Source organism: Exiguobacterium sp. s70 (assembly GCF_018618315.1).
In the GTDB taxonomy this organism is placed as follows: domain Bacteria; phylum Bacillota; class Bacilli; order Exiguobacteriales; family Exiguobacteriaceae; genus Exiguobacterium; species Exiguobacterium chiriqhucha.
The window spans coordinates 173,169-186,268 of record NZ_JACSLV010000005.1 but is presented as its reverse complement, the minus strand read 5'-3'; the positions used below and the strand labels follow the sequence as shown (position 1 = coordinate 186,268).

Genomic DNA, 13,100 nt, shown 5'->3' with positions numbered 1-13,100 from the left:
CGCTCACCTCTCTTGTAGCGTATCAGATTTTTCGTGGAAAAGAAAAAGGCGAAACTGAAACGATGTTCAGTTCGCCTTGAAGTTGTAGAGCGGTTTGATGATTTGATTGATGGTGACGGCCGGCTCGATATAACGGACGATTTCCTTCATCGACTTATAGACGAACGGTGACTCGTCAATCGTCGATGGTCGGACCGAACTTGACCAGACATCTGCCATCGACTTTTTAAATTCGTTGAAGTCGACGCGTTTTCGCGCGGCCGAGCGTGACATGACGCGACCGGCGCCGTGTGGTCCCGAGAAGTTCCAGTCGGGGTTGCCCTTGCCAGTGCAGATGAGCGAGCCGTCGCGCATGTTCATCGGAATGATGACCCGCTCGCCGTCCCGCGCCGAGATGGCCCCTTTTCGAAGCATCATCGCGTCGTGATCGATGTAGTTGTGGACCGTATCGAATTGATCGACGACGTTCCAGTTCATCGCCTCGACGATGACGTCGGTCATGGCGAGACGGTTGGCGGCCGCATATTGCTGTGCGATGCGCACGTCGTGCATGTAATCTTCCAGCGTTTCCCCTTCGACGTAGGCGAGGTCGCGGAAACGTTTCCGTGCCTCGCGCTCCGTCTCGAGATAGGCCGAGATGTCCTGTTGCCGTCCCGTTGCCTTCATCCGTTCAATCTCGTCTCGAATGTCGACCGTCTTCATCATGTGCTCGACCGCCAACTGTTGATAATGGTCAGCGATTTGGACACCGAGGTGGCGTGAGCCGGAGTGGATGACGAGAAACGTGCGTCCGGCTTCGTCCCGGTTCACTTCGATGAAATGATTGCCCGAGCCGAGCGTGCCGACCGAGCGGAGGGACCGGTCCAGCTTATACGGCGCCCGCACGTCCTCGAGCGGGAGCTCAGAGGCGTATGGGTGTGCTGTATCCCGGATGTTCATCCCGCTCGGTACGTATTGACGGATGACGTCGTCGAGCCGTTGAAAGTCGATTCGCTTCACCTTGATTTCCGTGCAGAGCATGCCACACCCGAGGTCGACGCCGACGAGGTTCGGTACGACCTTGTCGTGAATCGTCATCGTCGTCCCGACGACCGACCCTTTGCCGGCATGCATGTCCGGCATGATTCGAATCGATGCGCCTTTCGTGAACGGTTGGTCGACGAGCATTTGGATTTGGGCCCGCGTCGTATCGTCAATCCGTTCATTGAATACTTTGGCCCGGTTATGCTTTCCGATAATCTCCATAAGACCTCCTCAACTGATGGCTTGTTGTTTACTTTGCAGCTCATGCATCCGGGCGTAAACGCCGCCTGCCGCGATGAGCGACTGATGGTTACCCCGCTCGATGATGTGACCATGGTCGAGGACGAGGATTTGGTCCGCTTCCCGAATCGTCGAGAGACGGTGCGCGATGACGAACGTCGTCCGGCCGTACGTGAGCGTCTTGAGCGCGTCTTGGATGAGTGCTTCCGTCTCTGAATCGACGCTTGCCGTCGCTTCGTCTAAGACGAGGATGGCCGGGTCGAAGACGAGGGCGCGGGCGAAGCTGATCAACTGGCGCTCTCCGCTCGAGAGCGAGGCGCCGCGTTCGATGACCGGCTCGTCAAGCCCGTGTGGCAACTGTTTGACGAAACGATCGGCTCCGACCGCCGTCAATGCGCGCCATACGCGGTCGTCCGAGATCGTCTCGTCGCCGAGCGTCACGTTCGTCCGAATCGAGCCAGTGAACAAGAATGGGTCTTGAAGCACGATGCCGAGATGGGCCCGGACGGCTTGGGTCGGTAGTTTCGTCACGTCCATACCGTCAATGTTGAGCGTTCCTTCTGACGGGTCATAGAAGCGCATGAGCAAGTTCATGATCGAACTCTTACCGCTGCCGGTATGTCCGACGAGCGCCACCGTCTCACCTGGTGCCGCATGGATATCGATGTGTTGAAGTACCGGTTTCCCGGCTTCATAGCTGAACGACACGTCGTCGAACACGACCTCACCTTTAAAGCGTGCGATGCGTTCCGCCGACACGTCTTCCCCTTTCTCGTCAAGCAACTGGAACATCCGGTCTGCCGAGACGAGCGCCTGTTGGAGCGGAGACAACTGGTTCATGATTTGCGTCACCGGCTCGAAAATTCGTGACACGTAATCGATATAGGCGTACAAAATCCCGAGCGTCAGCACGCTGCCCGTGCCGAGCGTCTGCGCACCGACGACCCAGATGAGTAAGGCAAGTGCCATGTTGCGGAAGAAGTTGACCAAGTTGTGCGACATGAGCGCATCCAATTTGAGCAGCTTCCGTCTTGTTTGGAAGTTGTCGCTGTTTTTCTCGTTGAATTCGTCATAGACGAGATCTTCTTTGACATACGACTGAATGATCGGCATCGTTTGGATGCTCTCATTCAATTGGGCGTTCATATCCGCGACGAGGGCGCGGACACGAAAGTTGTTCCGGGTCGACAGGCGTTGGAACAATTTAATCCAAACGATGACGACCGGGATGATGATGAGCGAGACGAGACCGAGGCGCACGTCCAAGAAGAACATGGCGATCAAGACTCCGATCATCATGACGACGCTTTGGAAAACACGTGCGAGGACGCCCAAATATAGGTCGCGAATCGTCTCGGTGTCGTTCGTGACCCGGCTGACGATTTTCCCGATTGGTGTCTGGTCGAAGTAACGGACCGGAATCGTCTGCAAATGCCGCATGACGTCAAGGCGCATCGTTTTGACGATGTTATGGGCCGAGCGTTGGAGAAGCATCTGTTGCCCCCAGTTCAACCCTGCCGCGATAAGAAGCAAGACGACGTACAGACCAGACAGCAACAGCACGGCCCGCAAATCCGTCTCGTAAAAACGGAAGACGTCGGTCGACGAGAGCGGCACGATGTTGTCATACGTCGCCGTCTCTTCGCTTCGCGTGATGGTGAGCACGTCATCTTCGACCTCACGGACGCCACCACTCATGACGGCGTCAGGGACGAGATAATAGCCGTCTGTCGTCTGCACAATCGAGACGGGACGGACGACCGTCTCGCCGTCAAGCCTCGTCTCTTTTTCATAGGCGTTGCCGTCAAAAGCGACACTCCCGCCTGACTCGACTTGTACCCAATCCCGCTCGATGGCGACGATGTGGTCGTCGATGATGATTTTGGCGATGTACGGTCCGGCCAATTCGGCGCCGACCGCTAAAAATAGTAAGGTCAAACCGAGGAAAATCGAGCGTCTCACTTGTTTGGCATAGCCAACGAGTGAACGGATCGTTTTCTTCCTGCGGACTGGATCTAATTCATATTGATCGATCATGAGAGATTCCCCCTTTCCCGGATTACTCCGACTCTCCTTGTCGAACGTATTGTTCATAATACCAACCGCGTCGTTCCATCAGTTGGTCATGCGTGCCCCGTTCCGTCACGCGACCGTCTTGTAACACAAGAATCTGGTCGGCGTGGGCGACAGCGGATAGGCGGTGCGCGACGATGAACGTCGTCTGTTCGGCCCGGCTCGTCCGGACCGAATCGATGATGCGCGCTTCCGTCTTGGCGTCGACCGCTGAAAGCGAATCATCGAGCAAAAGAATCTCTGGATCTTTCAAGAGGGCGCGGGCAATCGAGAGCCGTTGTTTCTGACCGCCCGAGAGCATAACCCCTTGCTCCCCGACGACCGTGTCGAGACCGTTTTCCAAATGTTCGATATCGGTATCGAACGCCGCGAGCCGGATCGCCGTCTCGAGATCTTGTGCCGACGCATCGTTTGAGCCGAACAAGATGTTGTCGCGGACCGTCTTCGAGAACAGCAAATGTTCTTGCGAGACGTAACCGCTCCAACCGCGTACCGTATCGAGTTTGATGTTTTGAATCGGGACACCGTTGACGAGTAACGAGTCATCAATCGGATACTCCCGAAGCAATTGACGCAACAGCGTCGTCTTGCCGGCCCCGGTCGGTCCGACGACCCCAATCGTCTCACCACGCGACACGTGCAAAACGATGTCTTCGAGCGAGGCGCGGGTCGATCCTGGATATTGGAACGACAATGATTTGAACGTGATTTTCTCCGGGACGCCGACTTCGACCGTGCCGGTCGAAACGACATCCGGTGTCTCGTTCATCGTCGCTTCGATTCGTTCGAGGCTAGCCGTTCCCCGTTGCACGACGTTAATCAGTTCCCCGAACGCGTACATTGGCCAAATGAGCATCCCGAGATAAATATTGAACGAGACGAGCTGTCCGAGCGTGATGTCATTCGTGAACACGAGGTACGTGCCGAACGACAACCCGATCAAATAGCTCAAGCCGACAAGCAGTTTAATGACCGGTTCGAACAAGACGTCGATTTTGGCGACGTGCATGTTTTTGGCCATGACGTCGTCGGTGATCGTATCGAACTTTTTCGTATCCGCGTCTTCTTGGACGAACGAGCGGACGACCCGAAGGCCTGAAATCGATTCGACGACTTGGTCGTTCATCACGCCAAACGCATCCTGCGCCGCTGTGAAGCGGGCATGGATTTGGCGGCCAAGCTTATTCATCGACCAGGCAAGGAGCGGCATCGGCAGGAGTGCCGCGAGTGTCAATTTCCAATCGATGAACACTCCCATGATGGTGAGAGCGATGAGTGTCATATTGAACGAGTCGACGAGTGTCATGACACCGAATCCAGCCGTCCGTTCCACCGCTTTTAAATCGTTCGTCGCGAGCGCCATCAAATCACCCGTGCGGTGCTGTTGATAAAAGCGCGGTGTCTGCCGGAGCAGATGTCCGAAGAATCGGGCCCGCAATTTTTTCTCGAGCAGGAACGCCGTCCCGAAGAGGCGGGCAATCCATACATACGAAAGGACATACGATAATACCATGATGCCGAGCAATGACCCGACAATCATAACAAGCCGTTCTGTCGTCAGGCTGCCTTCGCGAATCGCATCAATCGCCTGTCCGATGATCCACGGCGGGAGCATATCGACGACCCCGGTGATAATCAACAAGATGATGGCGACGATGTACGTCCGCTTCTGTCTTTTAATAAACCAATCTAATTGTTTAATCAGTTTCATGACTGATTCCCCCTTTCGTCCTTTCCGCGCACGCAAAAAAGCGCACGTCACCTGATTGTGCAACCAATCGGATGAAGTACGCTTCTGAGTCTTCAGTCTTTTGCATGGTCAGGGAAAGGACACTACCCCTATCCAGCTGCCAAATTACGCAGTCAAATACGAGTAGCCATATGATGTTGTGTGTGTGCGTTGTAGTGTTGGGATGTACTTCATCATGCTGGCTCCTCTCTGTTCATAGTTTGAAAATCTACTAAAACCTTAGCAGACTGTTCAGAAAATTGTCAATATTATTGTCGTAAATAATTTGTAACTTTTTACAAGAAGAATGCAGCGAGCATCAAACCGACAAGACCGGTCGCTGTCACGTAATAAATCATTGGCATGAGCGTATAGCGGATAATCGTTCCTTCTTTTCCGAGGAGCCCTGCCACTGAGGCGACTGCGACGACGTTCAAGACGCAAATCATGTTACCGGCGTTCGCCCCCGCCATCTGCATCGACAAGGCAAGTGTCTCGTTGACTCCAACCGACTCGGCGACATTCGTCGTTAAACTCGAGAACATCATGTTCGAGAACGTAGCCGACCCGGAAACGAACGCCCCGAGCGCACCAATCCACGGTGCGACGAGCGGCCAGACGCCACCGAACGTGTCGGCCGCAGCCGTTGCGAGTTCGACCGGCATCGAAGCGAGACCTGCCCCACCGTTTTCCGAATGAATGAAAATCCGAACCATCGGTACTGAAGCAGCGAGCGTGATCGCCGTCCCGACGACACCGAGCGTCGTCGCTTTAAACACCGAGGTCACTTGCGACCAACTCATGTTATGGAGGAAGAACGTCGCAATCATCGTCAAGATGAACATGAAGCCTGGTGAATAGAACGGTTCCCACGATGTCGAGATGCCTTCGATACTCAAAATGTTCGGCAAATCGATGCGGACGCTACGCGTCAGTTCGTTCAAGAACGGCACGGTCCGCGTCAACACGAGGAAAATCGTTAAAATCAAGTAAGGGGCCCACGCTTTCCATTGCGGAAGCTCGCGTTTGCCTTTGCCGACGGACGGCTTCTCGAGCGGTTGATCGATTTCATCGGCATAACCGTCGAACGTCCATAACCGTTTCGGCATGAGGATGCCTTTGCGTGCCATCGTGACGAGAATGATGAGACCCGTCAGTGCACCAAGCATACCCCCGAACTCGAATCCGAGGATGAGCGTCCAGATATAGGCCGGGATGCTATAGACGAGCGCCGCGACGATCGCGATCGGGAATACTTCGAGCGCCGGCTTAATCGATTTTTCTTTACTGAAGAATCGCGTCAGCATCAAGATTAAAATGAATGGGATAAAAAGACCAACGAACATATCGATGAGTACCGTCTGCAAGACGACGGTTGTCAAAAACTCAATCGTCTCGGGTTGGTTGACGTCAAGTGACAGCCCGTTCCCAATCCCGATTAAGGCCGGTGTCCCGACCGCGCCGAACGTGACGGCCGATACGTCTGCCGACAAGGCGATGACTACGGCAGCGATTGGCGGGAAGCCGAGTGCGATTAACAGTGGTGCCGCAACCGTGGCCGGTGTACCGAAACCAGATGCGCCTTCGATGAATGAGACGAACAACCAACCGACGATGAGCACTTGAATCCGGGGATCGGGCGTAATGTTGATGAAGCCGGAACGGATGGCGTTCATGCCGCCGCCCTCTTTCATCGTATTCATCATTCCAATCGCACCGTAGACAATCCAGACTGTCGTGACGGCGATGACAAGTCCTTGTAGCGTCGCCGCCATGATTCGCGTCGCGTCGAGCTGCCAGACGAAGAACGCAAGTCCAGCCGTCAAGACGAGAGATAGTGGCATCGCAACCGACGCCGGTAAACGCATAATGACCAATAAGATGAGCACTGCCACAATCGGCATCAGTGCTGTAATCCATTCAAAAATCGTCAATGTAGACCCACCTTTTCAGATTTTTCCCCTACCGTAAAAACATCTCCCATTATGACTCTTGTTCAGCGAGCCTCTCTAACGCCCTCTCGATCACCTCATACGGAAAACCTTTGCGACGAAGCTGCATCTTCATCCGTTGTTTCCGCTCATATGGAGCGTACCCGCTAAACTTTCGATTCAGTTTTTCAGCCTGTGTCAGACAAGCTGAAAGTTCAACGTCCTCATCCTCGTTCTCCCAAAACGTGAGAATCGCCTCTGAAATGATATCAAACGAAAATCCCCTTTGCATCAGGGTTTGTTGAATTCTTTGTTGCACTTCTGTGGCGGAACGGCGATTTGTTTCCATTTGTTTCCGATTTACGAACTTTCCGGCCTTTTCAAGCTGGTCTTCGTGCGAGATGGCGGCGATGACGTCTTCGATAAGATCCGGAGCGATTTGAAGCTGAGCGAGTTCTCGTTTGATTTTCACGGGTCCGCTCGGGCTCGTATTGAACTTTGTCTGGGTGTAAGCTTTGGCGAACTCGGCATCGTTCAAATAGCGCTGTTCAATCAAGCGTTCAATGACGCGTTTGATGGCTGACTCATCTATCTCTTTCTTCACGAGGTAGTCACGCACCTCTGAGACGGCACGCATTCGATACGATAAATAGTTGACGGCCGCTTTGTACGCTTTCTGTTCTTCTTCCGCTTGAAGGACGTCCCGGACGAAATCGTCCTCGAGTTCCATCCCTTTCGTCAATTCGTATTTGATGAAGACGTCGAGGTCGATGGCAAACGCGAATTCCTCACGTCCGTCTTTTTCGACAAAGACGTTCAATCGATCTTGATTTTTCTTCTGGGTCGTAAACTTGGCGATTTTCACAAAATCCCTCCATTTCCTACTTCTAACATATCACGTTCCCCGTTCGGGCAGGATTTTTGATAAGTTAGAAGAAGGGGTATTATCTGTACAAGACATTCCTATAGTCCTCATACCCGTTTTGAAATCGCTTAAAGGATATTGGAGGGAGACCCATGAAAATAGCAATCACTGGTGGTACCGGATTGATTGGCCGACCGCTCGTACGCGCGCTCGCCGAAGCCGGACATCAAGTCGTCGTATTGACGCGCCACCCACGTCCGCGGCAAGGAGGGATCTCGTTCGTCGAATGGATGACGCCCGATAGTCATCCTGAATCCGAGCTTCAAGACGTCGATGCCATCGTCCATTTGGCAGGAGCCTCGATCAACGACGGACGTTGGACGCACAAACAAAAGCAAGCCATTCTTCAAAGTCGGATCGATGGGACGAAAGAAGTCGTCCGCATCATTAAAAATATGAAACGCAAGCCGAGCGTCGTCATCAGCGGGTCCGCCATCGGGATATACGGTGAAGATCGATCCATCACGTATTCGGAAGCGACACCGCTCCCCGACCGAACCAACTTTTTAGGCAACGTCTGCGTGTTGTGGGAGAAAGAGGCGCAACCCGTTCAAGACATGGGCATCCGTCTCGTCACGATGCGGACCGGTGTCGTCTTATCGAATGACGGCGGCGCCTTCCCGCTCATGAAGTTGCCGTACACGCTTGGTATCGGTGGACGACTCGGCTCCGGCAAGCAATGGGTGCCGTGGATTCATTTAGACGACCTCGTCCGTCTGTTCGTCCATATCCTCGAGACGAGTACGATCGAGGGACCCGTCAATGGCACGGCACCGACGCCTGTCACGATGGACGAATTCGGGAAGACGCTAGGCCGGGTGATGCATCGTCCCCACTGGGCACCCGCCCCGGCGCCGCTCCTCAAGCTCGCACTCGGAGAGAAGAGCGTCATCGTCCTCGAAGGAGCGAAAGTCGTTCCGACGAAAGCCCTCAACCACGGTTTCCGGTTCCGTTATGAAACGTTAGAACCCGCCCTGAAACAACTACTTCATTTGACTTGAAAGGAGCCAGCACGTGAGTAATTTGTTAATTCGTAACGCCCATATCTATCCGATCACCGCACCACATTTTTACGGGGACCTTCGCGTCAAAGACGGCAAAATCGTCGAGATGGCGGACTTGTTGGACCCGCTCGACGGAGAGACGGTCATCGAAGCCGAAGGCAACTTCTTGTTCCCCGGCTTCATCGATGCCCACACCCATCTCGGACTGTATGACGAAGGGACGGGTTCAGTCGGGAACGATGCGAACGAGACCGTCGAGGCGATGACCCCGCACGCACGGGCCATCGATGGCGTCTATCCGCTCGATGAGGGCTTCCGGGAAGCGCTCATGGCCGGGGTGACGGCCGTCCAAGTCATGCCTGGCAGTATGAACGTCATCGGCGGCGTGACGAGTGTCATCAAAACCCATGGCCGCTTCATCGAGGACATGGTGCTCCGCCGCTATGCCGGCCTGAAACTCGCGCTCGGCGAGAACCCGAAGCGCGTCCACAGCATGGGGAAATCCGGCGAGTTGACCCGGATGGGAATCATGGGCTTGTTGCGTGAAGCGTTCCGGACCGTTGATTCGACAAAGACGATCGGCACGTTCGGTAGCCAGATGATTCAATTGGCGCTCGATCGCAAGATGCCGATTCGTGTCCACGCCCACCGCGCCGACGATATTTTATCGGTTGTCCGCTTCGCACAAGAGTTTGACCTCGATTATCGGATTGAGCACTGTACGGAAGGACATCTCGTCGCCGAAAAGTTGCGCGAACTCGGTGTCAAACATGTCACCGTCGGACCAACGTTCACACGGAAGTCGAAAATCGAGCTCCAAAACAAGACGTGGGAGACGTACCGCATCTTACATGAGCACGATATGATCGTCTCCATCACGACGGATCATCCTTATACGCCGGTTCAATATTTGAATTTGTGCGCCGGTCTTGCTGCCCGCGAAGGGCTTCCCGTCGACGTCGCGCTCCGCGCCATCACGATTCATCCGGCTGAATCGCTCGGAGTAGACGACCGCATCGGCTCGCTCGAAATCGGCAAAGATGCCGATCTTGTCCTATGGAGCCACTTCCCGCTCGACTACATGTCGAAGCCGATTATGACCATCGTCGACGGTCACATCGTTTACTCGACGAGCCGCTCGAAAACGCATCACGAGATGTGAGTGACACCAGTCGTGAAAGCGCTCTTATTATTTTTTTGTGAAGTTGCATTTTATTTACTTGCTTTTTTAAAAAAACTATATAAAATAATCTTGTAACTTCATAAAAGGGAGCAGCCAAGGCAAGTTCGAACAACGAAGCCAGAAGTATGCTTTCGTTACAACTATTCTTCAGCGGTCTGAAATAGGAGGAGGAATGTAAAGGTGCTCAAATTTCGTGAGCTTACCGACTGCGCGGAGTTGTTCGAACTGATGCAACACCCAGATGTCTTTCCATATGTCCGTCAAAAGACGGTCCACTTTGACGAGTTTTTATTTAGCACGAAGCAAATCATCGAGCTAGAAGAGCAAGGAAACATCATCTCACGTACCATCACGAACGAGTTTGGTACCCCAATCGGGACAATCAGCTTGTTCGATGTGGAATCCGGCTATGGATTCCTCGGGACGTGGCTTGGCAAACCGTATCACGGCAAAGGTTACAATCAAGTCGCGAAAGAAGCGTTCTTCTCAGAACTTTTCTTCGAACTTGACATTGAAAGTGTATTTTTGAAAATCCGTCAATCGAATGAGCGTTCAATCGCGGCGGCGGAAAAACTGCCGTACGCTTTCTGCGCCAATGAGATTCGGTCTGAATTACTAACTGAAATCAATCAAGGTGATGTCGAATACGTGCTGTATGAAGTGTCGAAGTCGAGTTTCCAACTTTACTTGCACTCACTCCATGCGCCTGAATTCGACCATACGTACGAAGCCCAGCTCGAAGCATAAGCCAATTCTGACAAAGGATTGGCTTTTTTGTGGCGTTTTTGTGTGGATTTCATGAGGACAACTTTACGACAATGAATATTTCTGTTCTAATTCGGAGAGATAGGTATGATAGAAGTATGAGGGAATTATCACACGTCCTCGTTAACCGTTTTGTAAAGGAGAATGCCCAATGTCAGAACCAACGTTTCGCATCTTAGTGACCGATGATGAAGAGCAAATGCGGGATTTACTCGTTTCGAACTTAGAGAAGGAAGGATACGAGACCGTCACAGCAACGAACGGTCTCGAGGCAATCGACTTATTGAAAGAACAGTCGTTCCACCTCGTGCTGCTCGACGTGATGATGCCTGAACTCGACGGCCTCACGGCATGCATGCGCATTCGTGAGTTCTCGAACGTGCCGATCATTATGCTAACGGCCCGCTCAGAAGAACTCGATCGCATCCACGGCTTGAAGATCGGCGCGGACGACTATATCACGAAGCCGTTCAGCCCCCGCGAGTTGCTCGCTCGAATCGAAGCGACGCTTCGTCGGACGCATAATTTCTCGAAAGAACAAGAAGCGACGTTCGATACCGGCGTCTTGTCCATCGATATCGATGGCCGTGCGGTCAGCGTGAAAGGCAAAACGGTCAACTTGACCCGGAAAGAGTTCGATTTGCTCTACTTGTTCATCACGAACGAAGAGAAAGTGTTCTCGCGTGAACAATTGCTCGACCAAATTTGGGGGACCGAGTATCACGGCAACCTCCGAACGGTCGACACCCATATCAAGACACTTCGTCTCAAGCTCGGCGAAGCGGGTGGCTACATCCAAACCGTCTGGGGGATCGGCTATAAGTTCGAGGCGACCGTATGAAGCAATACACGATCCGGAAGCGGATTTGGATCACCATCTGGACCGCAAGCCTCTTCTCCGCGTTCGTGTTCATCATCATGACGTTTTACTTGTATGACAAGTTTTATATTCAGACGCAAGAAGAACTGCTCATCAACCGCGGAGAGAAGCTCGTCACCATCTATAAGGCGGACGGCTTCTCTGACGCGTTTTCCGACAGTATGACGTACACGAACGAACTGACCGAGACGAAAGTGTTTCTCTCGTCCGTCCGGGAAGACAGTCTCGGATCGGGCAAGACGTTTTTACGGGAGCAGGACCTCGCCAAGTTGCAAGACGGCTATGCGATTTCTGTTACCCGCAAGCACCCGACCGAAGACGTCGACATCCTCATGTCCGCCTTCCCGCTCATCCGAGACGGCGAACTCGATAATGCGCTCATCCTGTATATGGAGCTGAGTAAAATCAGTGAACCGTTCCAACCGATTCGGCTCATGATCACGTTCTTGCTCATCTTGATGATCGTGAACTTACTCATTTTCGGCACTCAGATTATCGATACAATCATCCAACCGCTCATTCAAATGAAACGAGCGTCCCAAGTGTATGCTAAAGGTGATTTCTCGCACCGCATCCCCATCTATTACGATGATGAGATTGGTGAGCTTGCCGAGACACTGAACCGGATGGCCGAATCGCTCGGTCTCGTCGAAGAACAACGGAAAGAGTTCTTGGCGAACGTGAGCCACGAATTGCGGACGCCACTGTCGTATATTCGCGGTTATACCGAGATGCTTCAAGACCCGTCGCTCGATGACAAAACGAAAGATCAATATTATGAGATTATCGAGAACGAGACCGAACGGTTGCAACGGCTCGTCAACGATTTGCTCGACTTGGCCCAACTCGAGCGTGATTCGTATCCGATGACGAAAGAACCAGTCGTCTATTCGCAAGTGCTCGAAGACGTTCTCTATCGCTTCGAGCCGATCGCACGGGCGAAAGGCGTCACCATCGAGACGGACCTCGACTTCGACTTGATTATTCTCGGGGACCACGATCGACTCGAGCAAGTCGTCGGGAATTTGCTCGATAACGCGCTCCGCTATACGGAAGCCGGCAAATCGATTCATGTGAAGACGTATGCGACCGCGAACAATGCCGTCACCGAGATTCATGACGAAGGCCGGGGCATCCCGAAAGAAGACCTCGATCAATTGACGAAACGATTCTATCGCGTCAATAAGTCACGGACACGCGAAGACGGCGGGACCGGACTCGGGCTCGCCATCGCCAAACATATTATGGAGCGCCACGGCGGCTCGATGCACTTCGCCTCAGAAGTCGGCAACGGGACGACCGTCACACTCACGCTCCCCCTTTTACCGGACGAAGATATTTAAAAAA

General features: G+C 53.2%; 10 protein-coding genes. 5 read left to right on the top strand and 5 right to left on the bottom strand.

Annotated features, from left to right (window positions below; translation table 11 throughout):
• Nucleotides 1–66: 66 nt before the first annotated feature.
• The 5 genes from KNP84_RS12395 to recX form a co-directional block, all read right to left on the bottom strand.
• A complete protein-coding gene (locus KNP84_RS12395; RefSeq protein ID WP_215114874.1) occupies nt 67–1,245 on the bottom strand; it encodes an RtcB family protein in 1,179 nt (392 codons plus the stop codon).
• Between the two features lie 9 nt (nt 1,246–1,254).
• The gene (locus tag KNP84_RS12390; RefSeq protein ID WP_215114873.1) at nt 1,255–3,300 is read right to left on the bottom strand and encodes an ABC transporter ATP-binding protein; all 2,046 of its coding nucleotides are present in this window, start codon (nt 3,298–3,300) and stop codon (nt 1,255–1,257) included.
• 22 nt (nt 3,301–3,322) lie between these two features.
• Complete coding sequence (locus KNP84_RS12385; protein ID WP_215114872.1) at nt 3,323–5,047, bottom strand: ABC transporter ATP-binding protein; 1,725 nt, start codon at nt 5,045–5,047, stop codon at nt 3,323–3,325.
• 314 nt (nt 5,048–5,361) lie between these two features.
• Nucleotides 5,362–6,999, bottom strand: a complete 1,638-nt coding sequence (locus tag KNP84_RS12380; RefSeq protein ID WP_082665790.1) for an L-lactate permease — start codon at nt 6,997–6,999, stop codon at nt 5,362–5,364.
• 49 nt (nt 7,000–7,048) lie between these two features.
• Nucleotides 7,049–7,861, bottom strand: a complete 813-nt coding sequence (recX, locus tag KNP84_RS12375; RefSeq protein ID WP_021067760.1) for a recombination regulator RecX — start codon at nt 7,859–7,861, stop codon at nt 7,049–7,051.
• A gap of 152 nt (nt 7,862–8,013) precedes the next feature.
• Here recX and KNP84_RS12370 point away from each other — a divergent pair, with 152 nt between their 5' ends.
• The 5 genes from KNP84_RS12370 (at nt 8,014) to KNP84_RS12350 (ending at nt 13,096) form a co-directional block, all read left to right on the top strand.
• The gene (locus KNP84_RS12370; RefSeq protein ID WP_021067761.1) at nt 8,014–8,922 is read left to right on the top strand and encodes a TIGR01777 family oxidoreductase; all 909 of its coding nucleotides are present in this window, start codon (nt 8,014–8,016) and stop codon (nt 8,920–8,922) included.
• A gap of 13 nt (nt 8,923–8,935) precedes the next feature.
• Entirely contained in the window at nt 8,936–10,087 is a 1,152-nt protein-coding gene (locus KNP84_RS12365) for an amidohydrolase (RefSeq protein ID WP_021067762.1), read from the top strand.
• A 201-nt stretch (nt 10,088–10,288) separates the two neighbouring features.
• Nucleotides 10,289–10,855 (top strand): GNAT family N-acetyltransferase, encoded by a 567-nt coding sequence (locus KNP84_RS12360; RefSeq protein WP_021067763.1) that lies wholly within the window; start codon nt 10,289–10,291, stop codon nt 10,853–10,855.
• A 169-nt stretch (nt 10,856–11,024) separates the two neighbouring features.
• A complete protein-coding gene (locus KNP84_RS12355) occupies nt 11,025–11,714 on the top strand; it encodes a response regulator transcription factor (protein WP_021067764.1) in 690 nt (229 codons plus the stop codon).
• Complete coding sequence (locus KNP84_RS12350; protein WP_021067765.1) at nt 11,711–13,096, top strand: sensor histidine kinase; 1,386 nt, start codon at nt 11,711–11,713, stop codon at nt 13,094–13,096. Before KNP84_RS12355 ends, KNP84_RS12350 begins: the two co-directional genes overlap by 4 nt.
• Nucleotides 13,097–13,100 lie beyond the last annotated feature (4 nt).

Excerpts from the sequence above, each read along its gene's own strand:
- KNP84_RS12395 (WP_215114874.1), bottom strand. The coding sequence starts at position 1,245 with ATGGAGATTATCGGAAAGCATAACCGGGCCAAAGTATTCAATGAACGG.
- KNP84_RS12390 (WP_215114873.1), bottom strand. The coding sequence starts at position 3,300 with ATGATCGATCAATATGAATTAGATCCAGTCCGCAGGAAGAAAACGATC.
- KNP84_RS12385 (WP_215114872.1), bottom strand. The coding sequence starts at position 5,047 with ATGAAACTGATTAAACAATTAGATTGGTTTATTAAAAGACAGAAGCGG.
- KNP84_RS12370 (WP_021067761.1), top strand. The coding sequence starts at position 8,014 with ATGAAAATAGCAATCACTGGTGGTACCGGATTGATTGGCCGACCGCTC.
- KNP84_RS12355 (WP_021067764.1), top strand. The coding sequence starts at position 11,025 with ATGTCAGAACCAACGTTTCGCATCTTAGTGACCGATGATGAAGAGCAA.
- KNP84_RS12350 (WP_021067765.1), top strand. The coding sequence starts at position 11,711 with ATGAAGCAATACACGATCCGGAAGCGGATTTGGATCACCATCTGGACC.